Genomic DNA, 25,998 nt, shown 5'->3' with positions numbered 1-25,998 from the left:
GTGCAGTGCAATCACTTCCAGCAGGCGGTCGGCCAGTTCCTTGCCCGTGGGCGGCATGCCCTTGTGGAACGAGCCTGCGGGCGGCTGGGTGTGGGGCAGGTGGTCGGCTTCCACGCCTTGGCCAAACAGCTTGCGGTTGGCCACGATGCCGCCCACCGAGATGCCGCCAAAGTTCACGCCGTGGTAGCCCTTTTCGCGGCCGATGAGGCGCGTCTTGGTGCCCTGGCCCTTGGCGCGCCAGTAGGCGCGGGCCATCTTCAGAGACGTGTCGGCCGACTCGGAGCCCGAACCGGTGAAGAACACATAGTCCAGCCCAGCAGGCGTCAGTTCCTTCACGCGGTTGGCCAGCTCGAACGACAGCGGGTGGCCAAACTGGAAAGCGGGTGCGTAGTCCAGCTTCATCGCCTGCTTGCCGATGGCTTCGGCGATCTCGCGGCGGCCATGGCCCAACCCGGAGCACCACAGGCCCGACAGGCCGTCAAAAATCTTGCGGCCTTCGCTGTCGGTGAAATAGGCGCCGCTGGCCTCCACGATCATGCGCGGGTTGGCCTTGAACTGGCGGTTGGCCGTATAGGGCATCCAGTGCGCGTCCAGCCACTCGGCGTCCATGCGGGGGCCTTCGGCGCCAGCGGCGGGTTTTTCGATGTTGACGAAGCTCATGGGGTTCTCCAGTGCAAAGGCGGCGACAAAAAAGCGGACAGCCCCAGCGGCCTGGGGCTTGACGTAGGGCATTGTTGCGCCGCCTGTTAATCTCTCAAATAATCCAATATCAATGTTTACTTGACGATTTATGCAAGTAAAAGACCCGATTCCATCCCCCCAAGCTTCAGTGCCCGCAGTACCGGGCAAACACCGCGCTGTGCTGGGCCAGCTCAGCGACATGGACCTGCGCCTGCTGCAGGTGTTCAAGAGCGTGGTGGAGTGCGGCGGCATGTCGGCCGCCGAGCTGGAGCTGAACATCGGCACCAGCACCGTCAGCCGCCACATCAAGGACCTGGAAGCCCGCCTGGGCCTCACGCTGTGCCGCCGGGGGCGGGCGGGGTTTGCGCTGACTGCCGAGGGGCAGCGGGTGTATGACGAAACCCTGCGCCTGCTGGCCTCGGTGCGCAGCTTTCGCGACAGCGTGGACGACATCCACTCGCGCATGGGCGGGCAGCTGGCCGTGGCGGTGTTCGACAAAACCGCCAGCAACCCGGCCGCCCGCATTGGCGAGGCGATTGCCGCCTTCACCGCCCAGGCCCCCGATGTGCAACTGCAACTGCATGTGGGCTCCATCAACGCCATCGAGCGCGGTGTGATCGACGGCAGCTACCAGGTGGGCATCATCCCCGCGCACCGCAGCTCGCAAAGCCTGGCCTACGCCGACCTGTTTGGCGAGACCATGCTGCTGTATTGCGGCGCGGGCCACCCGCTGTTTGGGGCGTCATCGCCTCCGGCCGACTGGCATGCCGTGCGCGGCTACCAGTTTGCGGGGCTGGGCTACCACTCGCCCAATATGGAGTTGAGCCATCAGGCCCGGCTGCAGCGTGCGGCCACGGGGTTTGACCAGGAGTCCATCGCCACGCTGATCCTGTCGGGCCGCTTTCTCGGGTTCTTGCCCGACCACTACGCCGAGGCCTTCGAGCGCCAGGGCCGCATGCAGGCGGTGAACCCGTCGCTGTTCCACTACCACTGCCAGTTTGTGAGCCTGATGCGCCGCTCCCCCGCCCCCGCCCGCGCGGCGCAGGCGTTTGCGCAATGCCTGGAGGATGCGCACCGGCCCGGTCGCTGACAGGGGTATTGCGGGGCTGCGGCTTGCCAGCCGCCGCGGCGCGGCGGACAATTCGCCTTCTTTGCAACATTGTGTGACATCGGGAGCAGCGCCCATGGCCAGCATTTCCTCCATCGGCAGTTCAGGCCTCCAGGCCGCCCAGTTGCGGCTGGACGCGTCGGCCAACAACGTGGCCAACATGAACACCCCCGGCTACCGCCGCGAGGTGGTTGCACAAGAAGAAGTGGCCGAAAGCGCCGGCGTGCGAGCCACCGTGCAGCGCGAACAGGACGCCAAGGGCGTGGCGCTGGAGCAAGAGGCGGTGGAGCAGATGTCGGCCACTTACGCGTTCAAGGCGAATCTGCAGACCATCAAGACGCAGGACGAAATGATGGGCTCCTTGCTGGATGTGAAAGCCTGAGCGCTGCCCATTCACCGCCTGTTTGTGTTCCCACCCCCATGCCCCGCCGGTCGGGGCATGTTCGTTTCTGGCGCAGGCAGAGAGGACTGCCCGCTATCAGTTGGTATCGGCCAGCCCCGCCAGGCGCTGGACCAGCCAGCGTTGAAAGGCCAAGCCCGTGGCGGTGCGGCTGCGCAGTGGAATGGCGTACATGGCGGTACTCCTTGTCGTGAGTTTGTTCAGGCGCCCTGGATGGCGGGATTGCTGTGGGGCGATGGGGTAGCGCTTTGGCGTGCAGCGCGCCGACCAGCCCGGTCCCACGCCTTTTCATGGAAGAAGAAGGCCACCGCCTGCACCGTGGGCTCCAGCAGGCTCAGGGTGAGCGAGGCCCACAGGTTGCCGGTGACGGCATAGGCCACCAGGGCGGCCACGCAGATGTGGATGAGGTAGTAGCTGCCCGTCTTCATCAGCATGATTTGGTTCTGGCGGGCAACGCGGCGGATGAGGGACATGGCGGACTCCTTGGTTCAACAGAGCCTGCAGCGGTGCAGCAGGGATGGTTGAATGGTAGTGATTCGCAATAGCGAAAGCCAATTGATCATCGCTAAGGCGCAGATAGCCGCTATCCAATGACGCCTTGCGAAGCGCCACAGCGCCTATCCCAAACAGACTGGTTCTGCGCGTGAACTAGTTCACGTTCCGCCACTGAAAAAAGCCGCTGCCACCAAAGCCCCCGTTGCTATGATGGCCGCTCTTTTCAACCCCCTCTTTTGCTTTGGGAGCACACATGGCCCTCATGGACTTCATCAAGAAACAGTTCATTGACATCATTCAGTGGACCGAAGAGGGGGACGGCACGCTGGCCTGGCGCTTCCCCATGCGCGACATGGAAATCCAGAACGGCGGCACGCTGGTGGTGCGCGAGTCGCAGATGGCCATCTTCGTGAACGAAGGCCAGGTGGCCGACGTGTTTGGCCCCGGCACCTACAAGCTCACCACGCAGACGCTGCCGGTGCTCACGTACCTGAAGAACTGGGACAAGCTCTTCGAGTCCCCCTTCAAGAGCGATGTGTACTTCTTCAGCACGCGCCAGCAGATCGACCAGAAGTGGGGCACGCCCCAGCCCATCACGATCCGCGACAAGGACTTTGGTGCCGTGCGACTGCGCGCGTTCGGCAACTACGCCTTCCGCATTGCCGACCCCAAGCTGTTCCACACCGAAATCTCGGGCACGCGCGAGTCCTACCCCGTGGCCGACCTCGAAGGCCAGCTGCGTGGCCTGGTGCTGCAGAACATCAGCAACGCCATTGCGGGCAGCGGCCTGCCGTTCCTGGACCTGGCGGCCAACCAGGTCATGTTTGCCGATGCGCTGACCAAGGAACTCGCGCCGATCTTTGCCAAGCTGGGCATCCTGATCGAGTCCCTCACGGTGCAGAACGTCTCGCTGCCCGAAGAGCTGCAGAAGATCCTCGACCAGAAGATCGGCATGGGCATGGTGGGCAACGACATGGCCAAATTCATGCAGTACCAGACGGCGCAGGCCATCCCCAAATTTGCCGAGGGCGCGGGCAACGGTGGCGGTGTGGCGGGTGACGCCATGGGTCTGGGCGCGGGTGTGGCGCTGGGCCAGGTGCTCGCGCAGAACCTGCAGCAGGGCCTGCAAGGCGGAGGCGCAGCAGCCCAGGCAGCGCCCGCAGCGGCGGCCGCTGCAGTGGGCGTCAAGCCCGAAGACGTGATGGCCACGCTGGAGAAGCTGGGCGAGCTCAAGTCCAAGGGCATCCTCACGCAGGAAGAGTTCGACGCCAAGAAGGCCGAACTGCTCAAGAAGCTCGTCTGATCGATCGGATCGATTGCTATCATAAAAATAGCTGCTTGCGCTGGAGGGATAAGCGCTAGAGGCCAATAGGGCTTCAAAGCCGTTTAGCGCGGCGCGGGCAGAACACTCCACACGATGGCCACCGACCCCACCCAGCGCTATTACCGCGCGCCCTGCCCCGGCTGTGGCGCGCCGGTGGAGTTCAAGAGCGCGCAGTCCACCCATGCCGTCTGCGGCTACTGCCAGAGCACCGTCGTGCGCAGTGGCGATGTGCTCACGCGCCTGGGCAAGATGGCCGAGCTGTTCGACGACCACAGCCCGCTGCAGCTCATGGCCAGCGGGCGCATCCAGCTCGACGGCAAGGACGTTCCCTTCACCCTCATCGGCCGCCTGCAATACAAGGGCGACGCGGGCGTGTGGACCGAATGGGCGGCCTTCCTGAATGACGGCACGCTGGCCACGCTGGGCGAAGACAACGGTGCCTATGTCTTCACCCGGCCCATCGACCCCGGCCGCGAGATGCCTGCGCCCGAGCGCTTTCGCATCGGCACCACCACGGCCATCAACGGCAAACCCTACAGCGTGGCCTACACCGGCCAGGCACAGCTGATCTCGGCCCAGGGCGAGCTGCCCAAACTACCGCCGCTGGGCCAGCCCTTCGGCATGGTCGAGTTGCGCAGTGCCGACGGCGAAGTGGTCAGCATCGACTACGGCCACACCCCGCCCAATGTGGAGCGTGGCAAGGCAGTGCTCCTGGAAGACCTGCAGCTGCAGGGTCTGAAGGACGAATCGGCCAAGGACGAAAAAGGCCGCCAGTTCAACTGCCCGCACTGCGGTGCGCCGGTGCAGGTACAGCTGTCCACCTCCAAGAGCATCACCTGCGGCTCGTGCGCCAGCATCATCAGCCTGGACAGTGGCGTGGGCGGAGAGTTGCGCTCGGCGGAGCAGGACGAACCCGTCCAGCCCCTGATCCCGCTGGGCAGCAAGGGGCAGCTGCAGGGCGTGCACTGGCAGGTGGTGGGCTTTCAGCACCGGATGGGCGTGGAGCCCGGCGATGACGAGCACTTTGGCTGGAGCGAATACCTTCTCTACAACCAGAAGCGTGGCTTCGCGTTCCTGGTCGATTCCGAAGAAGGCTGGAGCATGGTGCGCCCCACCACCGGCGCGCCGCAGATGGCAGCCACGGGTCGCTCCGCCACGTACATGGGCACCAAGTACGACCTCAAGTACACCTACGAGGCCGAGACCACCTATGTGCTGGGCGAGTTCTACTGGCAGGTCACGCGCGGCCAGAAGACCACCAACCGCGACTTTGCGAGCGCCAAGGGCCTGCTGTCGATGGAGCAGAGCCCGAACGAGATCACCTGGTCTGCGGGGGACAAGCTGTCCAGCGACACGGTGGCCAAGGCGTTCAAGCTGGACGACAAGAAAGATGTCCTGAAGCGCGACGACCCTGGCCCGTTCGTGGCCAAATCCGGCCTGGGCTGCGGCACCATCATCATCATCGCCGTGGTGATCCTGATCCTGCTCATCTTGCTCAGCCGTTGCTCCAGCTGCGATCCCCGGGTCGAAAACTGTTCCTCGTCCTCCAGCTACCGCAGCTCGGGGGGCTCGTACGGCGGATATTCATCGGGCGGCAGCCACAAGTAGTGCGGCGCTTGCTTCTGTTCATCCGCCAGCCACACTCACCGACACCACGTTTCAAGGAGATCACACCATGATGGGATTCGAATGGCTCAAACCCGCGGCATTTCTCGGGTCCATCCTCTACGCCATCATTGGCGTCATCATCTTCTGGCTGGCCTTTGTCATCGTGGACAAGATCACGCCCTATGACCTGTGGCGCGAGATCGTCGAAAAGCAGAACCAGGCCCTGGGCCTGGTGGTGGCCGCGATGTGCCTGGGCATCAGCATCATCGTGGCGGCTGCCATCCATTGACGCATTGACGCGTTTTCGAGCCCCTACCGCCTGAATGAACGAAGCGGCGCACCCGGCAGGGTGCGCTGACCGCTGCCTTGTCGTCTCCCACCCCGTCTCCCGTCGCGCCCGCGCCTGCGGTGCCGCCCCCATCCTCTGGCCCCCGCCCCATCGACATCGCGCTGCTCATCAGCGTGTTTGTGGTGGCAGCCTGCGGCCTGCTGTACGAGCTGGCCGCCGGGGCGCTGGCCTCCTATGTGCTGGGCGACTCGGTGCTGCAGTTCAGCACCATCATCGGCACCTACCTGTTTGCCATGGGCCTGGGGTCGTGGCTGTCGCGTTACTTCGAGCGGCAGCTGCCCGCGCACTTCCTGCGCATCGAGCTGCTGGTGGCGCTGATCGGCGGCGCGCTGCCAGCCACGCTGTTCCTCGCCAATGCGTATGCGCCGGGTGCGTTCCGGTTCCTGCTGTACGGCATGGTGCTGATGGTGGGCACGCTGGTGGGGTTGGAGATTCCGCTGGTCATGCGCATCCTCAAACGCAACGTGGTGCTCAAGGACCTTGTCTCGCAGGTGCTCACGTTCGACTACCTGGGCGCGCTGGCGGTGTCGCTGGCGTTTCCGCTGCTGCTGGTGCCGCACCTGGGGCTCATCCGCACGGGGTTGTTGTTCGGGCTGATGAATGCCGCAGTGGCGCTGTGGGCGGTGTGGCTGTTCCGGCATGAGCTGCGGCGCCTCCAAGCCCATTTGTTCGCCTGCCTGATGGTGGTGGGCCTGCTGCTGGCGGGACTGGCGGGGTCTGAGCAGATCACGAGCTTTGCCGAAGACAAGTTCTACCAGGACCGCATCATCTTCACCACGGCCACGCCCTACCAGCGCATTGTGGTCACGCAGGGCCGCTATGGCCACCGGCTGTACCTCAACGGCAACCTGCAGTTCTCCGAGTCCGACGAATACCGCTACCACGAGGCTCTGGTGCACCCCGCCATGGCCGCGCATGGGGCGCCCAAGCGGGTGGCGGTGCTGGGCGGCGGCGACGGCATGGCGGTGCGCGAGATCCTCAAGTACCCCTCGGTCGAGTCCGTCACCCTGGTCGAGCTGGACCCGGCCATGACGCGCATCTTCAGCGAGAACCCCACGCTGGCAAAGCTCAACGGCCACGCGCTGCAAAACCCCAAGGTGACCATCGTCAACACCGATGCCTTTGGGTGGCTGCAGCAGGGGACGGACCTTTTTGACGTGATCGTGGTGGACTTCCCCGATCCCACCAACTTCTCCATCGGCAAGCTATACACCAACAGCTTTTATGCGTTGCTGGACAAGCGGCTGGCGGCCAGTGGCTACGCGGTGGTGCAGACCACCTCGCCGCTGGTGGCGCGCCAGAGCTTCTGGACGGTGGTGCAGACCATCGAATCCGTGGGTCTCTCGACAGCGCCGTACCACGCCCATGTGCCCAGCTTTGGCGAATGGGGCTACGTTATTGCCAGCCGCAGGCCCTGGCGCCTGCCCGATGCCTTGCCGCCGGGGCTGCGGTTTTTGAGCCCACCGTCGCTGCCGCTGCTGTTCGACTTTCCGCTCGACATGGCGCGGGTGCCGGCCGACGTGAACCGCCTGTCCAACCAGGCCCTGGTGCACAGCTACGAGCGCGAATGGGGCAAGGTGGTGGCGCATTGAGTCGCCGTTTGCCAGGGCCCCAACAGGCATTCGCCGAGCAATTTGCAGGGGTTCTGCCCGCTGGCATGGGCAGCACAATCGGCTACAAAGCTGTCAAGACCTGATCGCCGTGGGCGCCCCCGATGCTGGACCTTTTTTTCCTTTCTGACGCACAGCCCTATCCGCTGCTTTGGGCGCAGCACGATCCCTGGCTGGTGACGCTGTCGGTGGGCATGGCGGTGCTGGCCTCCGTGCTGGCGCTGCAGATGGCGGGTCTGGCCCGCCGCGCCGACACCCGGTTCATGCGCCAGATGGCGCGGGGGTCCGGGGCGATGGCGCTGGGCGGCGGCATCTGGTCCATGCACTTCATCGGCATGCTGGCTTTCACGGTGTGCGCGCGGGGCCAGTTTGATGCGTGGACCACCGTGCTGTCCCTGCTGCCCAGCGTGGGCGCGTCGTGGGTGGCGCTGGGCTTGCTGATGCGCCGCGAGATCAGCCGCTCCGCCCTGGTGGTGGGTGGGGTGCTGGTGGGCGCTGGCATTGGCGCCATGCACTACATCGGCATGGCAGCATCGCAGTGGGCGCCTGTCATGCGGTACGACCCTTGGGGGTTTGCCGCCTCGGTGCTGGTGGCCGTGTTGCTGGCCATCGTGGCCCTGTGGGTGCGGTTTGGGCTGGAGCGCGTGGTGCGTTGGCGCGCCCGGTGGCTCAATGCGGTGGCCGGTGTGGTCATGGGGCTGGCGATTGCGGGCATGCACTACACCGGCATGGCGGCCTTGCGTTTCATTGACGCCCCCAACGAGCTGGAACTGCTGACTGCGGCCGATGGCGCGCCCCTGGCACTGGCCGTTGCTGCAGTGGCGTCGGGTATCGGGCTGCTGGTGATCGCCATCAACGCGGGCTTGCGTTACCGGCAGATGTTCCTGCAGATGCGCCAGAGCGAGTCCCGCTTGCGCGCCATTGCCGACACCGCCGTGGACGGCATGGTGATGATCGATGCGCAGGGCCGTGTGCAGTCCTTCAACGCAGCGGCCGAGCGCATCCTGGGCTGGCGTCCCGACGAAGTGGTGGGCCAGAACGTGTCCATGCTCATGCCCGAGCCCGACCGCTCGCGCCACGACACCTACCTGCAGCGCTACCTGCAAGGCCAGGGCGGTGGCGTGGTCGGCGCCAACAGCCGCGAGGTGCTGGCTTTGCGGCCCGATGGCAGCACCGTGCCCATTCGCATTTCCATAGGCCGCGTGCCGCTGGATGGCGCGCCGGTGTTCGTAGGCTTCATCAGCGACCTGACACAGCGCCGCGCCATGGAGCAGGAGCTGCAGGCCAGCGAGCAGCGCCTGCGCTCGCTCATGGCTAACATTCCGGGCGTCACTTTCCGATGCCGGCACGATGCCGACTGGACCATGCTGTTCATCAGCGATGCGGTGACCGCACTCACGGGCTGGTTGCCGCAGGACTTTCTGGACGGCCGTATCAACTTCACCCAGCTCACGCTGCCCGAAGAGGTGGACCGCCTGTGGGCGGAAGTCTCCATGGCCATCCAGGAGCACCGGCCCTACCACGTGGAGTTTGGCCTGCGGGACCGTGACGGGCGCCTGCGCTGGGTGTCGGAAAGCGGCCGCCCCGTGGCCGGCGATGATGGCCAGGTGTTGTGGATCGACGGCGTCATCATGGACATGACCGTCTTTCGCGAGCGCAACGCCGAGTTCGAGAGCACGGTGCGCGCCATCAACCGCGCGCTCGCGGTGGTGGAGTTCGACATGCAGGGCCATGTGCTCAACGCCAACGCCAACTTTCGAGAACTCATGGGCTACCGGCTGGAAGAGATCGTGGGCCAGCACCACCGCATGTTCTGCGAGCCCGCCTACGCGCAGACCGAGGCGTACGCGCAGTTCTGGGAGCAACTGCGAGCTGGCCAGCTCGATGGCGGTGAATATCAGCGACTGGGCAAGGACGGGCGGCGCATCTGGATCCAGGCCACCTACAACCCCATCTTCGACGCGCAAGGCCAGCCGTTCAAGGTCGTCAAGTTTGCGACCGACCTCACCCAGCGCCGTGCCATGGAGCAAGAGCTGCGGGCCGCCAAGGAGCGTGCCGAGCAGGCCGCAGCCGCGCGCAGCACCTTCCTGGCCAATATGAGCCACGAGATCCGCACGCCCATGAACGCCATCATCGGCTTCACCGAGGCACTGCTTGACACCCCCATGGACGCGCAGCAGCGCCGCCACCTGGGCACGGTGCAGCATGCGGCGCGCTCCATGCTGCGCCTGCTCAATGACATCCTGGACACCGCCAAACTGGAAAAAGGCGCGGTCGAGCTGGAGATTGCGGACTTCTCGCTACAAGAGGTGTGCGACCAGATCCTCGCCTCGCTGCGCATCCATGCGGGCAAGAAGGGGCTCGCGCTGCAGTGCCTGACGGACGACCGGGTGCCGCCCTACCTGCGGGGCGATGCACTGCGCCTGCAGCAGGTGCTGCTGAACCTGCTGGGCAACGCGCTCAAGTTCACCGAGCGCGGCCATGTACTGCTGCGGCTGGACTACCACGACGGCACGCTGGTGATGGAGGTGGAGGACACGGGCATCGGCATCGCGGCGCAGCACCTGGAGCGCATCTTCGACCCCTTTGCGCAGGCCGACGCATCCACCACCCGGCAGTTCGGCGGCACCGGCCTGGGCACCACCATCTCGCGCCAGCTGGTGGAGCTGATGGGCGGCAGCATCAGCGTGCGCAGCACCCTGGGTGTGGGCACCACGTTCACCGTGTGTGTACCTTTGCCGGTGGGCCAGGCCACGGCGGCAGTGGCCACCGTGAGCCATGCGGTCCAGCTGCCGCCGCTGCGCATGCTGGTGGTGGACGATGTGCCGGCCAACATCGAGCTGCTGCAGATCCACCTGGACCGGGGGCGCCACCAGGTGACCGTGGCGCGGGATGGCGAGAGCGCTGTCGCCGCCTACGAAGGCGGGCGCTTCGATGTGGTGCTGATGGACTTGCAGATGCCTGGCATGGACGGCCTGGAGGCCACGCGCCGCATCCGTGCGTTCGAGCAGGCGCAACGGCGCAAGCCGGTGCCGGTGATCGCGCTGTCGGCCAGCGTGCTGGAGCAGGACCGGCGCAACGCACGCGCTGCGGGCATGGACGGCTTTGCGAGCAAGCCGCTGGAGCCCGCCCGCCTGTTCCGCGAGATCGCCCGCGTGCTGCATCTGCAGCCCGACACCTCCACATCGGGGTGGAGCAGCCTGCAGACCTTGACGCGCGCCACCGACATGCCACCGGTCCCCCACGCCACCGTCGCTGCGGTGGACTGGGAGCGTGGCACCCGCCTCTGGGGCCAGCGTGCGCTGCTGCGCGATGCCGTGGCGCGCCTGCTGACCGACCATGCCGCCACCCCCGCCACCTTGCAGGCCCTGGTGGCGCAGCCCGACATGGACGCTGCCCGTGCGCTGGCCCACCGCCTGCGTGGTGCGGCAGGCAACCTGGCGCTGGGCCCGCTGCAAACGCTGGCGCAGCGCATCGAGGAAGCCGCCCACAGCCTGGACCGCACGGCACTGCAGCCGCTGGTGGCCGCCCTGCCCGCCGCGTTGCAGGCCGTAGAGCAGGCCCTGGCCCACGAGGCCGAGGCCGCCGCAGCGCCCGCCCCCGGCGTGGGCCAGCACGCACCGCTGACCGCAGACCAACGCCAGCAGGCCCGGGACGCCGCGCAGGCGCTGCAGCAGGCCCTGGCACAGTCCGAGCTGGCCCAGCCGCCGCTGGACCTGCTGATGCAGCTGCTGCCTGCAGACGCCACCGAGCGCCTGCAAGAGGCCATCGACCGCTTTGACTTTGACCAGGCCGGGGTGCAGTTGCAGCAGCTGCGCACGCACTGGCTGGACGAACCCCTGGAGAACCCCGCATGACACCGGCCCCTGACCAGCGGCCCCGCCTGTTGCTGGTGGACGACGAGCCCACCAATCTGCAGGTGCTGCGCCACATCCTGCAGTCCGACTACCGCCTGCTGTTTGCCACCGACGGCGAACGTGCGCTGCAGGTGGCGCGCGAGCAGCGACCCGACCTGGTGCTGCTCGACATCATGATGCCGAACCTGGACGGCTATGCCGTGTGCCGCGCGCTCAAGGCCGATGCCGCCACCGCCTCCATCCCGGTGATCTTCATCACCGCCCTCACCGACAGCCAGGACGAAACTGCCGGGTTTGACGCGGGCGCGGTGGACTACATCACCAAGCCCGTCAGCCCGCCCGTGGTGCGCGCGCGGGTGCGCACCCACCTGTCGCTGGTGCGCATGGACGAGCTGCGTGAAACCCGCCTGCAGATCGTGCAGCGCCTGGGCCGCGCGGCCGAGTACAAGGACAACGAAACCGGCATGCATGTGATCCGCATGAGCCACTTTGCCCAGCTGCTGGCCCTGGCTGCCGGCCACAGCCCGGCCTGGGCCGAAGACCTGCTCAACGCCGCGCCCATGCACGACGTGGGCAAGATCGGCATCCCCGACGCCGTGCTGCGCAAGCCGGGCCCGCTGGACGCCGATGAGTGGGACACCATGCGCCGCCACCCCGAGATCGGCGCCGAGATCATTGGCGAGCACCCGTCCGGCGTGCTGCAGCTGGCCCGCGAGATTGCGCTGGCCCACCACGAAAAGTGGGACGGCAGCGGCTACCCGCGCGGCCTGGCGGGCGAGGCCATCCCGGTGTCGGCGCGCATTGTGGCCGTGGCCGATGTGTTCGATGCGCTTACCACCCGCCGCCCCTACAAAGAACCCTGGCCCGTGCAGGATGCGCTGGACCACATTGCAGCGCAGGCCGGCAAACACTTCGACCCCGCCCTGGTGGCGCTGTTTGCCCCGCTGGTGCCGCAGCTGCTTGAGATCCGCGCCCGCTGGGCCGATTGAGGCGTGACCGCATGAGCCCCTGGACCCTGCAGCGCCGCCAGTTCGTGGCGGGCGCCGCCGCCCTGGCCACGGCTGCGCTGGGCGGGTGCGACCACGCCGTGCCGCCGCTGGAAGGCGGCTTCACCGGCATCGACATGGCGCGCGGCCACCAGCTGCGTGAGTGGCTGGCGCGCGGCACCTGGCCCGAGCCCGCCGTGGTGCGCCGCGCGCAGGTCATCATTGCCGGTGGTGGCGTGGCGGGGCTGGCCGCAGCGCGTGCGCTGCGCCTGGCAGGCGTGCAGGACTTTGCGCTGCTGGAGCTGGAAGACACCGCAGGCGGCAACAGCCGGGGCACCGCCGTCAACGGCATCACCTGCCCGCAGGGCGCGCACTACCTGCCCGTGCCTGGCGACGACGCACGCGAGGTGCAGGACCTGCTGGAGGAGCTGGGCCTGCGCCAGCGTGTGGCCGGGCACTGGCAGTACGACGAACGCCACCTGTGCCACAGCCCGCAGGAGCGCCTGTACTTCGATGGCGAGTGGCAGGACGGCCTGCTGCCCGTGCAGGGCGTGGGCGAGGCCACGCTGGCGCAGTACCGCCGCTTTGCCCAGGCCGTGGACGCGCAGGCCCGCGCCGCCCGGTTTGCCATGCCCGCACTCAAGCTGTGGACCGCCAAGCGCCCACTGGCGCCCAGCCAGCAGGCGCTGGACGCGATGACGTTTGCCGCCTGGCTGGCGCAGGAAGGGCTGGACGATGCCCACCTGCGCTGGTACCTGGACTACTGCTGCCGCGACGACTACGGCGCTGGTGCCGACCGCGTCTCGGCCTGGGCGGGCATCCACTACTTTGCCAGCCGCCATGGCTTTCATGCGCCCGGCGAGGCCGTGGACGAAGCCCGCGAAAGCGTGCTCACCTGGCCCGAGGGCAATGGCTGGATCACCCGGCGCCTGGCCGAGCCGCTGGCCAACACGTCCCACGGCGGCGGCCAGCTGCGCACCGGCACCAGCGTGCTGCGCATCACCGAAGGCCGCCACGGCGTGGAGGTGGATGCGTTCAACCACGCCACCGACAGCGTGGAGCGCTGGCAGGCGCCACGCTGCATCGTGGCGCTGCCCGTCTTCGTGGCGGCGCGCGTGGTGCAGAACCCGCCCGCCTTCCTCACCGGGGCGGCCCAGCGTCTGTCGTGGGCGCCCTGGCTGGTGGCCAACATCCACATCCACAGCCCTCTCACCGACCGCCCCGGCGCTGCGCCGGCCTGGGACAACGTCCTGTATGCCGACCCCACGGCGGGGGGCCTGGGCTATGTGAACGCCGGCCACCAGCGCCTGGACACCCGCGCCACGCTGGCCGGCCCCACCGTGCTCACCTACTACCAGGCGCTGGGCGACCGGGCGGACGGCCGCCAGCAACTGGCCACCCAGCCCTGGCAGCACTGGGCAGACGCCGCCCTGGCCGCCCTGGCCGTGCCCCACCCCGACCTGCGCCAGCGCGCAACGCGCGTGGACATCACCCGCTATGGGCACGCCATGTCCATCCCCACACCGGGTTTGCAGCAGTTTTTGAGTCAAATCGGCCTGGAGCGCAGTTCTTTCATGCCTAAGATGCTATCAAATGGTGAGCGTGCCGCCTGGCTGCCCACGCCCACCACCGCACGGCTGGCGTTTGCGCATGCCGACTGGTCGGGGTATTCGGTGTTTGAAGAAGCCTTCACGCGCGGGCACGGCGCAGGGCTGGTGGCCGCCGCCGGTTGATTCCTTGGTGCGGAGGATCCCTAGCCGCGCTGCCCGTCCCACCACATCCCCAGGCACAGCGCGACGCCCACGGCGTACAGCAGCCAGGTGGCCGAGACCACGTAGGGATAAAACATCAACGCCACGCCCCACCAGCGGGTGCGCGGCTGCTGCGCACGCTTGCCGTGCCAGTACGCCGCCATGCCGATCAGGCCAAACAGGATAGCGCCCACGATGTAGGCCGGGCTGGGCAGCTCCAGGCCGAGGGATTGCAGTGCAGAGAGGGTTTCCATGGCAGGTGCGCAGGCCGTGCGGGTGGGGTGAGGCGGGTGTGACTCATGCGAGCGGCAAAAGGTCCATGCATGTGCCCGATTCGGCGTTGTCTGGTGGGGGCGTCGGAGAACCGCTTTTCATGGCGGTGTCACAGGGCGGCGGCATCGTTCACGGTTTTGGCTCTCTTCCCCTTGACCACCATGTCCCGACTGTCCCAAATTGCCGCCTGCGCAGCGCTGCTGTGCGCTGCCGCCACCCCCGCCATCGCCCAGCAGGCCTACCCCGCCACCCTGGCCGGCCACGCCGTGCTGCCCGCCCTCACCGTGGTTGCCGCGACCAAGGACGCGCCGCAAGACCTGCAGGTGGCCGGCAAGTTCACCACCCCCCGCCGTGTGGACGCCGTGGGCAGCGTGATGGGCCAATCGGGCGGCCGCGACACAGGCGTGTCGCTGCCCTTCCAGGGCCAGCCCCTCCAGGGCCACTCGGGCATCAAGCGCATGGCCGACGGCTCGTTCTGGATCCTGACCGACAACGGCGCGGGCTCCAAGGCCAACTCGCCTGACTTCATGCTGCACCTGAGCCACTACACCGTGGACTTCAAAAGCGGCCAGTTCAACCGCCTCAAGACTGTTTTCCTGCACGACCCCGACAAGAAGGTGCCGTTTCGGATCACCCACGAAGGCACCGACAAGCGCTACCTGACAGGCGCTGACTTCGACCCCGAGAGTTTCCAGTTCGCCGGTGGCGCGCTGTGGATCGGCGAAGAGTTTGGCCCCTTCCTCATCAAGGCCGACCTGAACGGCAAGGTGCTGGCCGTGTTCGAGACGCAGGTGGACGGCAAGGTCGTGCGCTCGCCCGATGCGCCCGGTGTGCTGATGCCCGGTGCCCCCGACGCCAAGCCCACGCCGTTTGAAGTCAAGCGCTCCAAGGGCTACGAAGGCATGGCCTCCAGCAAGGACGGCAGCAAGCTCTATGCGCTGCTCGAAGGTGCGCTGTGGAACGACAGCGCCAAGGCGTACGAAAACGTGGGCGGCAAGCAGTACCTGCGTGTGCTCGAATTTGACGTGAAGACCGAGCAGTGGACGGGCCGCCACTGGAAGTACGTGCTGGAGGCCAACCACCACGCGATTGGCGACTTCAACATGATCGACGGCACCACCGGTTTGATCATCGAGCGCGACAACGGCGAAGGCACGGCCGACAAGGCCTGCCCCGAAGGCACCAAGCGCACGGACTGCTTCCACGACCTCGCCAAGTTCAAGCGCGTCTACAAGGTGGAGATGAGCGACGCCAACGTGGGTGGCGAGATCCGCAAGGTGGGCTACATCGATCTCATGAACATCCAGGACCCTCAGCGCCTGGCGCGCAAGCCGCTGAACAGCGGCGTGCTCACCTTCCCGTTCTTCACCATCGAGAACGTGGACATCGTGGACAGCACGCACATCGTGGTGGGCAACGACAACAACCTGCCCTTAAGCAGCAGCCGCGACCCCAACAAGGCGGATGACAACGAGCTGGTGCTGCTGGAGGTGGGCGGGCTACTGCAAGCCAAGTAACCCGGCGCCAGCGCGCGGTGGGGGCCGGGTGGCAAAATTCCCGGTTCCCGTTCCAACGTACCCGGAAGCCGCGCCACCATGTTCACAGGCATCGTCCAAGCCACGGCAGGCATTGCCGCCATCCACGACCGCGCAGGGCTGCGCACCTTCACGCTCGATTTCCCCGAGGGCTTCTGCCAGGACCTGGCCATTGGCGCCAGCGTGGCCACCGATGGCGTGTGCCTCACGGTGACCGAGATCCTGTCGCCCACGCAGGCCAACTTCGACGTGATGCTGCAGAGCCTGAACATCACCACGCTGGGCAGCTACGGCCAGGGCGACCGCGTGAACGTGGAGCGCGCGGCCAAGGACGGTGCCGAGATTGGCGGCCATCCGCTGTCGGGCCATGTGGACTTCACCGGCACGCTGATTGAGCGGCGCGAGTTCGACAACAACCTGGTGTGGCGCGTGGCCGTGCCCGAGGCGTTTCGCCGCTACATCTTTGCCAAGGGCTACATCGCCATCCACGGCGCCAGCCTCACGGTGGCCGAGGTGAACCGGCAAGAGGGCTGGTTCGAGATCTGGATGATTCCCGAAACGCGCCGTGCCACGGTGTTTGAAGCCAAGCAGGTGGGCGACCGCCTGAACATCGAGATCGAGCGCAGCACCCAGGTGGTGGTGGACACCGTGCGCGAGGCCGTGCAGGAGAGCCTGGGCCGCCTGCAGCCGGTGCTGGAGGCGCTGCTGAAGGAAAAGGGCCTGTCGCTGGACGACTTCGTGCAGGCGCCCGTACTGCCGCACTGATCGAACCAAGCTCACTCATGTCCGTGGTGGTGCGCCCGCTGGCGCTGAGCGATCTGGCCGACCTGCTTGCCGTGCAACTGGCCTGTTATGGCGAAGGGTTTGTGGAGAGCGGCGAGGTGTTTGCCCGCCGCCTCGCCAGCCCTGCCAATTGCTCGCTGGTGCTGGAGCGCGGCGGCTCGGTGTGCGCCTACCTGGCGGCCTACCGCAGCGTGCGCGGCAAGGTCACCCCGCTGCATGGCGACTTTGAAGCCACTGCCCAGCCCGACACGCTGTACCTGCACGACATGGCCGTGCTGCCTGCCCATGCGGGGCAAGGCCTGGCCCACGCGCTGCTGCAGCCCCTGTGGGCGCAGGCCCGCGCAGAAGGGCTGCGGCACAGCGCGCTGGTCTCGGTGCAGGGCTCGCAGGCCTACTGGCAGCGGCAGGGCTATGCGCTGCACCCCTTGCAGGACGCCACTCAGCAGACCCGCCTGGCCAGCTACGGCGAAGGCGCGGTGTACATGGCGCGAGCGCTGTAGACCTTGTAGGCGCAGTGTCACCCGCCCTCGTCATAATGCCCGCCATGCCCCACCGCTGGAAACCCAACGTCACCGTGGCCGCCCTCATCGAGCGCGACGGCCGCTTTCTGCTGGTCGAGGAAGAAACCACCGACGGCCTCAAGCTCAACAACCCTGCCGGCCACCTGGACCCGGGCGAGTCGCCCATCCAGGCCTGCGCGCGCGAGGTGCTGGAAGAAACCGCCCACGACTTCGAGCCCACGGCGCTGATCGGCGTGTACCTCAACCGCTTCACCAAGACGCGCACGGGGGACGACATCACCTACATGCGTTTTGCGTTTGCGGGCACGCTGGGCACGCACCATGACTGGCGCACGCTTGACACCGGCATCGTGCGCACGCTGTGGCTCACGGCCGACGAGATCCGCGCCTGCCCCGAGCGCCATCGCAGCCCCCTGCTGCTGCGCTGCCTGGAGGACTACCTGGCAGGCCAGCGTTTTCCGCTGACGCTGGTGCACACCGACATCTCGGTGACGGAACCCTCTGCGCAATAGCGCCAGACGACAACACGAAAAAGTTTTTGGACGGCCTGTAACCCGCAGTGCGCGGGGGACGAATTACCAGGCAGAGAGCGCTCAGTTGTGCAGCGTGATCTACCCGCTTCATTCATCCCTCAACGTTTACGGAGTTACTCACCATGCTGTCTACCCAAGCCAAGTCCACCGCTTCCTTTGCCCTGTCTGCCGCCCTGCTGGCACTGGCATCCACCAGCTTCGCAGCAGATGCGCCCAAGGGCTCCAAGGGCGCGGCCATTGGCGCCAACGACACCGTGCACTGCTACAACGTGCACGACTGCAAGGGCAACAGCGACTGCTCCACGGCAGAGCACAGCTGCAAAGGCCAGAACGCCTGCAAGGGCCATGGCTTCAAGGCCAAGACGGCTGCGCAGTGCCTGATGGAAAAGGGCACCATCGGCGATATCAAGGGATAAGGCACGAAGCCCCCCTGAGGCGCTGCGCGCCATCCCCCCAGGGGGACACCGCCAGCGCGGCGGGGCGGCCCTTGCGCGGCGGTGCTGGCATCAGGGCGTGCCAGTCTCGGCGATCATGCCCAGTGCCCGCACTTTGATACCTTGATTTCGCCATGGCACATGACCTCATAGCTACGCGCGGCACCGGCTTTGGCCTGGGGCTGCGCACGCAGCACTACGCCGATTTCCTCGCGCGCAAGCAGCCGCTCGACTGGCTGGAAATCATCACCGACAACTACCTCATCGATGGCGGCAAGCCGCTGGCGGTGCTCGATGCCATCCGGCGCGACTACCCCGTGGCCATGCATGGCGTTGCGATGTCCATCGGTGCGTCGCAGGGCGTGGACGTGCCGTATCTGCAGCGCGTGAAGGCGCTGGCCGACCGCATCGAGCCGTTGTGGGTGTCCGACCACCTGTGCTGGACGGGCCCTGGCCCCGAGCAGTTGCACGACCTGTACCCGCTGCCTTACACCGACGAGTCTGCACGCCACGTGATCGCGCAGATCCGCCATGCGCAAGACGTGCTGGGCCGCAGGCTGGTGCTGGAGAATGTGTCGAGCTACGTCCGCTACCGGCAAGACAGCGCGAGCGAGTGGCAGTTTCTGGCCCACATTGCTGAGGAGGCCGACTGCCTGCTGCTGGTCGATGTGAACAACATCTACGTGAGCAGCGTGAACCATGGCTTTGACCCGCTGACGTACCTGCAGGCACTGCCCGCGCATCGCGTGCAGCAGATTCATCTGGCTGGGCACAGCGACAACGGCGACCACATCATCGACACGCACGACTACCCGGTAGCGCAACCGGTGTGGGATCTTTACGCCCAGGCCTGCCAGCGCTTTGGCGCCGTGGCCGCGATGATCGAGCGCGACGACCACATTCCGCCGCTGGCCGACCTGCTCGATGAGTTGGCGACGGCGCGGCGCATAGCGGCAGAGACCTTGGCCTCGCCCGAACCCGCAACTGCTGCAGTCATGCCTTTAGCCCCCGCAGTGGACCCGCTGCCACTGGCTGCTGTACAGCGCCACTTCGCCGACCAGGTGCTGGCCGGCGCGCTGCCGCAAGCCACACCCGATGACCCTGTCACCGGCCGCCTGCCCATCTACCACCATGCCTACCGCGCACGGCTGGCCGAGGTGCTGGCGGACACTTACGCCAAGACGTTTCTCTACATGGGGTCAGACAGTTTCGATGTGCATGCCCGCGCTTTTGCGGTGGCCCATCCGCCGCAGACACGCAGCCTGAATCGCTACGGTGAAGGACTGGTGGAAGCGCTGCGAGTGCAATACCCCGACAACCCCGAGCTGCATGAACTGGCCCAGCTCGACTGGGATTTGCGCACCCGCTTTGACAGTGCCGATGTGCCAACCCTGGAGACTGCGGCAGCTCAGGCATCGGTCACCTGGACCACCCGCCCCGGTGTGCTGCACCCCAGCGCCTTGCTGCGAACGATCACGACGAACGTCGTGGGCGTGTGGAAAGCCATCCACACGGATGACGACGTGCCCGAGGCCGTGGCTCTGTCCGCACCAGCCACGCTGCTGGTCTGGCGCAAAGGCCATCAGCCGCACTTTCGCACGCTCGACACGGCCGAGTCTGCCTGGGTGCAAGCGATGCACGCCGGTGCCTCGGTCCACGACGCCTGCGCGGCGCTGCTGGGCAGCGGCCTGTGGAAGGGCGACCCCACCGTGCTCGGCGGCTGGCTCGCGCAGCTGCTGGACGATGGGTTGGTGCAGGCGGATGGTGCTGTGGAGGCATCGCGCGGTGCCGGCCCTTGCTAGTCCGCCGTCAGCTTGCGTTCCTTGATGATGGTGGCCCACTGGGTCGATTCCTTTTTCATGAAGGCCGTCAGCTCGGCGCGTGTGGTGGGCTGCGGCGTGAGGCCGTGCTTATTCAGCGCCTCTTTCACGCCCGGGTCGTTCAGCACCTTCACGATCTCCTGGTTCCAGCGGTCCAGCAGCGGCGCGGGCGTTTTGCCCGGCGCCACAAAGGCGTACCAGTTGAGCGCCTCAAAGCCCGGATAGCCCGACTCCGCCACGGTAGGGATGTTGGGCAGGTAGGCCGGACGCGTGAGGCCGGTGGTGGCCAGCGGTATGAGCTTGCCCGTCTCCACATGCGGCAGCGCAGTGGGGGGCGCGGCAAAGTACGAGGTCACGCGCTCGCCCAGCAGGTCCTGCAGCGCGGGGGCGCCGCCCTTGTAGGGCACATGGGTCATGTCGATGCCGGCTCGCTGGTTGAACAGTTCACCCGCCAGGTGCGATGCCGAGCCCGCGCCGGTGGAGGCAAAGTCCACGCTGCCGGGCTTCTTCTTGGACAGCTGCACAAACTCGGCCAGCGTCTTCACGCCCGCGCCCTTGTGCACCACCAGCACGTTCGGAAAGTTCACCCCGCCCGACACGGCGGCCAGGTCCTTGAAGGGGTCGTAGGCCACCTTCATCAGGTGGGGCGCAATGGTGAGCGGTCCCACCGACCCGAGCAGCAGCACCGAGCCATCGGCGGGCGCATTGGCCACAAACTGGTGCGCGATGTTGCCGCCTGCGCCACCCTTGTTGTCCACCACCACCGACTGGCCGATGTTCTCGCCCAGCTTCTTGGCGATGAGCCGTGCCGCCGCATCGGCCGCGCCGCCTGCGGCAAAGCCCACGACCAGCGTGACGGGCTTCTTGGGCGGAAAGTCTTGCGCCGCAGCGCCCAAGGCGAGAGGCAGGGTGGCCAGCGCCAAGGCGCAACGCAGCAGGGTTCTTTTGGGGTTCATGGGGGTCTCCTTCATTGTGGGTTGTTGGGGGGCTGGGGATCAGTCGGCGCCCAGGCCGATGGGGTTGGGCTGTCGCTTCTCCACGGCATGGCGCAGCAGCGACGCGGTGCGGAAGATGCCGTGCGCAAACTTGCCGTAGGGCATGGTGGCGAACAGCGCCATCACCGCGCCCAGGTGCAGGCACAGCAGCAGCGGCAGGCCTGCGGTGCCACGCACCGCCCACAGCGCCAGGCCGCTGGTGGCGGTGAGGAACAGCAGGGCGATGAAGGCGCGGTCCATGGGCTTTTGTGCGGCATCGCCGTGTTGCGGGTGGCGGCGCAGGTTCAGCCGCCACAGGCCGGCCGTGCCAACGGCCAGGCTGACACCGCCAATGCCGCCCAGCAGCTTGGGCAGGCTGGGCAGGTCGTACGGTGCAGGCAAGGCCAGCAGGTAGTGGTACAGCGTCGCCACGCTGGTGGCCGCAAAACACAGCATGAAGCCGTAGAACGTGAGGTGGTGCATGCGCCTGCGCGACAGGGTGTAGGCATCGTCCTCGTTGTGGCAGCCATCGCCATGGCCGCCGTCCAGGTACTTGAGGCGCAGCACGGCATCGGTGGCCTCGGCCGTGGCGGGCGCGCTCAGCGGCGCGCCGCTGGTAGCGGGCGTCACGTCGCGCCAGAAGCGGCGCACGCCGAGGCCCAGCGCCAGCACGGCGAACAGGAACACGGGCGCAAACAGGCCCACCAGCAGGTTGTGCGGGAAGATGCCGTAGAAGCCGCCCACAGGGGCCTGCCACAGCGCGGCGATGCCCTGGCCATGCAGCACCACGGCCAGCAGCAGGAACAGCGTGAGCCCGGCCACCAGTGCCAGGGCCAGGGTCAGGCCGTTGCGCTGGTACAGCTGGCCCAGCGCGGGTGGCCAGGCGTAGTCGGCATAGGTCTGGCCGCGCACCTGGGCCATGGCCTGCGGAATGTTCACCGCAAACTCGTGCGGCGGCGCGTACTGGCAGGCGTGCAGGCAGGCACCACAGTTGTGACACAGGTTGGCGATGAAGTGGATGTCGGCCTTGCCAAACTCCAGCCGCCGCGTCATGGCGGGGAACACGGCGCAAAAACCTTCGCAATAGCGGCAGGCGTTGCAGATCTGCAGCTGGCGCGCCACCTCGGTTTCGGGGGCTGACAGCACAATGCCGCCATTCGCCAGCGCCCGGGCGTCGCGCGTCAGGGCCTCAAGCGTTTGCATGGTTTGCTCCTTGTTTTGTAGCGTTTGAAGCAGGTTCGACTAGCGCTACCGGCCGTTTGGAGGCCAAAGCCGCCTGTGTGCCCGCAATGCGGCCAAACGCAGTGCCAATGCTCATGCCCACGCCGGCGGTGTAGCCTTTGCCCAGCACGTTGCCGGCCATCATTTCGCCGGCCACAAACAGGTTGGGGCTGGGCTGGTTGTTAAAGCGCACCGCAGCCGTGTCGTCGGTGTGCAGACCCAGGTAGGTAAAGGTGACGCCAGGCTTGAGCGCATAGCCGTAGAACGGGCCGGTGTCGATGGGCCGGGCCCAGTGTGTCTTGGCGGGTGCCACGCCTTCGGTATGGCAGTCGTCCAGCGTGGTGTGGTCGAACTGGCCCACGCGGCAGGCGGCGTTGTAGGTATCGAGCGTGCGGGTGAAGGTGTCCACGGGCAGGCCGAGCTTTTGCGCCAGCTCGGGCAGCGTGTCGGCCTTTACGCCCGGGAACACGGGCGGCATGAAGCGGCCAATGGCCTTGCTATCGATGATGGAGTAGCCCACCTGCCCCGGCTGCTGCGCCACCAGGCGGCCCCAGATGGCATAGCGCTTGGGCCAGAAGTCCTCGCCCTCGTCGTAGAAACGCTCGCCGTTGCGGTTGACCACCACGCCCAGCGACACGCAGTCGATGCGCGTGCAGATGCCGCCGTCGTACAGCGGCGCGCGGGCGTCGATGGCCACCATGTGTGCCTGCGTGGGGTCGCCGATGCGGTCCGCGCCATGGTCTTCAAGCAGATGCTTGAGCAACACGCCCTTGTTGTAGGCCGTACCGCGGATCAGGAAGTTGTCTGCTGGCCACTCGCCGCGCTCGTTCTGGCCCCAGGCCTCACGCAGCCATTCGCGGTTCGATTCAAAGCCGCCCGCGGCCAGCACGCAGCTCTTGGCGGCAATGCGCTCGCCGTTGGCCAGGTGGGCGGCGACGAAGCGGGGGCCCTCCATCTCGATGCGCTCCACGGGCGCTTCGTAGCGGATCTGCACGCCCAGCTGCTCCGCGCTGCGGTAGTACGCATTGACCAGCGCCTTGCCGCCGCCCATGAAGAACGCGTTGGTGCGCGCCACATGCAGCGTGCCTGCCAGCGCGGGCTGGAAGTGCACACCGTGGCGGCGCATCCAGGGCCGGCAGGTGCTCGACTCGCGGATCACCAGGCGCGCCAGGTGTTCGTTGGTCAGCCCGCCTGTCACCTTGAGCAGGTCTTGCCAGAACTCTTCCTCGGGGTAGGCATCGACCAGCACATCCTGCGGCGCATCGTGCATGCAGCGCAGGTTGCGCGTGTGGGCCGAGTTGCCGCCGCGCCAGGCGCGTGGGGCGGATTCAAGCAGCAGCACGCTGGCGCCCGCCTCGCGCGCCATCAGGGCGGCGCACAGGGCAGCGTTGCCGCCGCCGATGACCAGCACATCGACCACAGCATCGCCGCTCATGGCCGGTGGCTCCCGGCGGTGCGCTGCGCGCGGGGGAATGAAGAAGGGGGTGTGGGGCCCATGGGGTGTCTCCTGGCGTGGTCGCCGTGTCGTTCATCGGGGTGATGGCGACTGTAGGGAGGCGCAGGCCCGCCGTGCAGCGGGTTCAGGTCATGGGGGTATCACGGATCGTGATGGCTGCGGGGTGGCCGCTCAGGCGCTGGTGTCCTGCCCGCCTATCCATGTCGTGCCAAACCACTGGCCGCTCGTCACCAATTCACGCACGCAGTCCGTCAGCACCACCCGCGCGGCCAGCGCGGCGGGTGAGAGCTCCTCGTCGGGCAGGCTGCACAGCAGGTTGACGCGGCGCGCGGGCGCGTCGGTGAGGCGTGCGCACTGAAAGCGCTCGGCCGCATCGGGGTAGCGGCCCATGGCGGCCCAGGGCTGCACAGTGGAGCCCAGGCCCGCGTCCACGGCGGCCATCACCATGGCGAGCGAGTCCACCTCCAGCACCACGTGCGGTGCCACGCGGTCGCGGGCAAAGGCCGTGTCCAGCGTGCTGCGCAGGCCGTGTGGGCCGGTGGGCAGGATCAGCGGCTCTTGCACCAGCTCGGCGACGGTGATGGTTTCCGGCAGCTGCCGGCCACGGGGGTGGCCGGGGCCCTCCCCTCGGTCACGGGCGCAGATCAGGAACAGGTCCTCTTCCAGCAGCGGCGCCATGTCCCAGCGGCGCGTGCCGGTGGCCTGCTGCGCCTGGTGCAGGCGGGTGTCGAACAGCACGGCCAGGTCCAGCTCTCGCGCATGCAGCATGGCTGTGAGGTGGCCCGACATGCTCTCCACCATGTGCAGCCGCACGTCGGGGTAGCGCGTGCGCATGGCCTGCATCAGCGGCAGGCCCAGCACGCCCGACGTGGTGGGCGCCAGGCCCACGGTGACGGTGCCCGACAGCCGCGCCTGCTGCGCCGCGCGCACAGCCTGGTCGGCATGGCGCAGGGTGAGCTGCGCCTCGCGAAAGAACGCCAGCCCTGCCTCTGTGGGCGTGACGCCGCGCGGCGTGCGCTGCAGCAGGCGCGTGGCCAGCTCGCTCTCCAGCCGGGTGATTTGCTGGCTCAGCGCGGACTGCACCACGTCCAGGTCCAGCGCAGCGCGGCTCATGGAGCCTTGCTCCACCACACGCACGAAATAGCGCAGTTGTCTCAGTTCCATGGGCGGGCCTCAGGGTGCATGGCGTGACTCGGATGCAGGGCGGTCAACAGGGTGGTGGAAAGGCAGGGGAAGCATTGGTTTGAAGCCAAATTGCCATCTGGCGCTGGTCCATCCATCGCTGAAAGCGATCATTTTTGTAGTAATTGCTTCGGTGGCGTTCGGGGCGTCGGCTGGCTGGCATCGTCCGTCTGCGGCTTGCCAGAGTGTGCCGCAGACCCGCTCAGATGCCATTGGGCAGGTGCGCCGCCAGCGCCTCGCGCATCCAGCGCGCGATGAGCTGCTGGCGTTCGCGCGGCATGCGGTCCACGGTCGATGCCACGCTGATCGCCGCCACCGGTTCGCCCGCTGCGTTGCGCGCGGCCATGCCAGCCGCCAGCACGCCCTGCGTGGCGTGGTTGCCCACCACCGACCAGCCGCGCTCGCGCGTGGCGCGCACCAGGATCTGCAGGCGCTCGGGCGTCATGCCGCCGTAGCGCGGCAGATCTTGCGCGTTGGCGTCGATGCAGGCCTGCATCTCGGCATCGGGCAGTGCCGCCAGCAACGCCAGGCCCGCGGCGCCCACGCCCAGCGGCTGGCGCGTGCCCACCTGGATCACCAGGATCTGCACCGGGTGCGTGCCCACATGGCGTGCAATGCAGTGCGAGGTGGGGCCTTCGCGCACGATGGCAAAGGCTGCGTCACCACAGGCGCGGCTTACTCGCTCCAGCACAGGCGCCAGGCGCACGGCCAGGTTGGGCTGGCCCGGGGGCTCGGCCAGGGCGGCCAGGCGCGGGCCCGCCACGTAGCGAAAGCGCCCGCGCTGCGCCACATAGCCGCTCTCCATGAGCGTGGCGAGCAGCCGGTACACAGGGGCCCGCTCCAGCGCGGCGGCGCGGCACAGGTCCACCACGCGCGCGCCGTCGCGGCCATGGGCCAGCACAGCGTCCAGCACCTGCAGGCCGCGCCGCAGCGTGCGACTGCCGGGGTCTTCGACCGGCTCCTCTGTTGTGCGTGTACTCGCACGTTCGTCCGGCTGCCGGACGTTTGAATTCGCAGGTCGGGAGGGCATGGGAAAGAATTTGTTCGTCAACGCAACCAGTGCGCAGTGTGCCGCAGAGCACGCAGCAGGGCGCCAC

General features: G+C 67.3%; 23 protein-coding genes. 15 read left to right on the top strand and 8 right to left on the bottom strand.

Annotation, left to right across the window (positions count from 1 at the left end; genetic code table 11):
• Positions 1 to 660: aminotransferase class III-fold pyridoxal phosphate-dependent enzyme (locus AC04MI_RS01410; RefSeq protein ID WP_476496935.1), on the bottom strand; the 660-nt coding region annotated here is incomplete at its 3' end.
• A gap of 130 nt (positions 661 to 790) precedes the next feature.
• Here AC04MI_RS01410 and AC04MI_RS01405 point away from each other — a divergent pair.
• Entirely contained in the window at positions 791 to 1,771 is a 981-nt protein-coding gene (locus AC04MI_RS01405) for a LysR family transcriptional regulator (RefSeq protein WP_056056721.1), read from the top strand.
• Between the two features lie 94 nt (positions 1,772 to 1,865).
• On the top strand, positions 1,866 to 2,171 hold the full coding sequence (locus AC04MI_RS01400) for a flagellar basal body protein (protein ID WP_015016359.1): 306 nt from the start codon (positions 1,866 to 1,868) through the stop codon (positions 2,169 to 2,171).
• A gap of 218 nt (positions 2,172 to 2,389) precedes the next feature.
• Here the strand turns inward: AC04MI_RS01400 and AC04MI_RS01395 are convergent, their stop codons facing one another.
• A complete protein-coding gene (locus AC04MI_RS01395) occupies positions 2,390 to 2,662 on the bottom strand; it encodes a DUF2061 domain-containing protein (RefSeq protein WP_436076710.1) in 273 nt (90 codons plus the stop codon).
• A 275-nt stretch (positions 2,663 to 2,937) separates the two neighbouring features.
• On the opposite strand from AC04MI_RS01395, the gene AC04MI_RS01390 reads away from it, so the two are divergent.
• The 7 genes from AC04MI_RS01390 to AC04MI_RS01360 all read left to right on the top strand — a co-directional run bounded on the left by AC04MI_RS01390 (position 2,938) and on the right by AC04MI_RS01360 (position 14,151).
• A complete protein-coding gene (locus tag AC04MI_RS01390; protein ID WP_056056717.1) occupies positions 2,938 to 3,987 on the top strand; it encodes an SPFH domain-containing protein in 1,050 nt (349 codons plus the stop codon).
• 114 nt (positions 3,988 to 4,101) lie between these two features.
• A complete protein-coding gene (locus AC04MI_RS01385) occupies positions 4,102 to 5,616 on the top strand; it encodes a DUF4178 domain-containing protein (RefSeq protein WP_209816767.1) in 1,515 nt (504 codons plus the stop codon).
• A 70-nt stretch (positions 5,617 to 5,686) separates the two neighbouring features.
• Positions 5,687 to 5,905, top strand: a complete 219-nt coding sequence (locus AC04MI_RS01380) for a DUF350 domain-containing protein (RefSeq protein ID WP_015016355.1) — start codon at positions 5,687 to 5,689, stop codon at positions 5,903 to 5,905.
• Positions 5,906 to 5,982: 77 nt separating this feature from the next.
• Positions 5,983 to 7,557: a polyamine aminopropyltransferase gene (locus AC04MI_RS01375; protein WP_436076711.1), complete on the top strand. Its 1,575-nt coding sequence runs from the start codon at positions 5,983 to 5,985 to the stop codon at positions 7,555 to 7,557.
• A 122-nt stretch (positions 7,558 to 7,679) separates the two neighbouring features.
• Positions 7,680 to 11,432 (top strand): PAS domain S-box protein, encoded by a 3,753-nt coding sequence (locus AC04MI_RS01370; protein WP_436076712.1) that lies wholly within the window; start codon positions 7,680 to 7,682, stop codon positions 11,430 to 11,432.
• Positions 11,429 to 12,421, top strand: a complete 993-nt coding sequence (locus AC04MI_RS01365) for a response regulator (protein ID WP_056056711.1) — start codon at positions 11,429 to 11,431, stop codon at positions 12,419 to 12,421. Before AC04MI_RS01370 ends, AC04MI_RS01365 begins: the two co-directional genes overlap by 4 nt.
• A gap of 11 nt (positions 12,422 to 12,432) precedes the next feature.
• Positions 12,433 to 14,151 carry an NAD(P)-binding protein gene (locus AC04MI_RS01360; RefSeq protein WP_436076713.1) on the top strand — a complete coding sequence of 573 codons (1,719 nt, stop codon included), beginning with the start codon at positions 12,433 to 12,435 and terminating at the stop codon, positions 14,149 to 14,151.
• A 20-nt stretch (positions 14,152 to 14,171) separates the two neighbouring features.
• Here AC04MI_RS01360 and AC04MI_RS01355 read toward each other — a convergent pair whose 3' ends face one another.
• Positions 14,172 to 14,423, bottom strand: a complete 252-nt coding sequence (locus AC04MI_RS01355) for a hypothetical protein (RefSeq protein ID WP_056056709.1) — start codon at positions 14,421 to 14,423, stop codon at positions 14,172 to 14,174.
• A gap of 180 nt (positions 14,424 to 14,603) precedes the next feature.
• Here AC04MI_RS01355 and AC04MI_RS01350 point away from each other — a divergent pair, with 180 nt between their 5' ends.
• The 6 genes from AC04MI_RS01350 to bufB all read left to right on the top strand — a co-directional run bounded on the left by AC04MI_RS01350 (position 14,604) and on the right by bufB (position 20,050).
• Entirely contained in the window at positions 14,604 to 15,959 is a 1,356-nt protein-coding gene (locus tag AC04MI_RS01350) for an esterase-like activity of phytase family protein (RefSeq protein WP_436076714.1), read from the top strand.
• Positions 15,960 to 16,037: 78 nt separating this feature from the next.
• Positions 16,038 to 16,742 (top strand): riboflavin synthase subunit alpha, encoded by a 705-nt coding sequence (locus AC04MI_RS01345; protein ID WP_121941410.1) that lies wholly within the window; start codon positions 16,038 to 16,040, stop codon positions 16,740 to 16,742.
• 17 nt (positions 16,743 to 16,759) lie between these two features.
• Positions 16,760 to 17,260 carry a GNAT family N-acetyltransferase gene (locus tag AC04MI_RS01340; RefSeq protein ID WP_436076715.1) on the top strand — a complete coding sequence of 167 codons (501 nt, stop codon included), beginning with the start codon at positions 16,760 to 16,762 and terminating at the stop codon, positions 17,258 to 17,260.
• Positions 17,261 to 17,304: 44 nt separating this feature from the next.
• Positions 17,305 to 17,793, top strand: a complete 489-nt coding sequence (locus tag AC04MI_RS01335) for an NUDIX hydrolase (protein WP_056057615.1) — start codon at positions 17,305 to 17,307, stop codon at positions 17,791 to 17,793.
• A 143-nt stretch (positions 17,794 to 17,936) separates the two neighbouring features.
• On the top strand, positions 17,937 to 18,230 hold the full coding sequence (gene bufA2, locus AC04MI_RS01330; protein ID WP_436076716.1) for a BufA2 family periplasmic bufferin-type metallophore: 294 nt from the start codon (positions 17,937 to 17,939) through the stop codon (positions 18,228 to 18,230).
• A 152-nt stretch (positions 18,231 to 18,382) separates the two neighbouring features.
• Positions 18,383 to 20,050: an MNIO family bufferin maturase gene (bufB, locus tag AC04MI_RS01325; RefSeq protein WP_082522270.1), complete on the top strand. Its 1,668-nt coding sequence runs from the start codon at positions 18,383 to 18,385 to the stop codon at positions 20,048 to 20,050.
• Here the strand turns inward: bufB and AC04MI_RS01320 are convergent.
• The 5 genes from AC04MI_RS01320 to AC04MI_RS01300 all read right to left on the bottom strand — a co-directional run bounded on the left by AC04MI_RS01320 (position 20,047) and on the right by AC04MI_RS01300 (position 25,931).
• Positions 20,047 to 21,024, bottom strand: coding sequence for a Bug family tripartite tricarboxylate transporter substrate binding protein (locus AC04MI_RS01320; RefSeq protein ID WP_056056701.1), 978 nt, complete (start codon positions 21,022 to 21,024; stop codon positions 20,047 to 20,049). The two genes, bufB and AC04MI_RS01320, sit on opposite strands and share 4 nt — an antisense overlap.
• A gap of 39 nt (positions 21,025 to 21,063) precedes the next feature.
• Positions 21,064 to 22,245: a tricarballylate utilization 4Fe-4S protein TcuB gene (gene tcuB / locus AC04MI_RS01315; RefSeq protein ID WP_436076717.1), complete on the bottom strand. Its 1,182-nt coding sequence runs from the start codon at positions 22,243 to 22,245 to the stop codon at positions 21,064 to 21,066.
• The gene (tcuA, locus tag AC04MI_RS01310) at positions 22,232 to 23,698 is read right to left on the bottom strand and encodes an FAD-dependent tricarballylate dehydrogenase TcuA (RefSeq protein ID WP_436076718.1); all 1,467 of its coding nucleotides are present in this window, start codon (positions 23,696 to 23,698) and stop codon (positions 22,232 to 22,234) included. The genes tcuB and tcuA overlap by 14 nt, the downstream gene beginning before the upstream one ends.
• A 192-nt stretch (positions 23,699 to 23,890) precedes the next feature.
• Positions 23,891 to 24,883, bottom strand: a complete 993-nt coding sequence (locus AC04MI_RS01305) for a LysR family transcriptional regulator (protein WP_436076719.1) — start codon at positions 24,881 to 24,883, stop codon at positions 23,891 to 23,893.
• Between the two features lie 220 nt (positions 24,884 to 25,103).
• Entirely contained in the window at positions 25,104 to 25,931 is an 828-nt protein-coding gene (locus tag AC04MI_RS01300) for an IclR family transcriptional regulator (protein ID WP_436076720.1), read from the bottom strand.
• Positions 25,932 to 25,998 lie beyond the last annotated feature (67 nt).

It is taken from the genome of Acidovorax sp. LjRoot204, from assembly GCF_056175785.1.
Note: the sequence above shows the minus strand (reverse complement) of the source record. Positions and strands in the feature narration are given on the sequence as shown.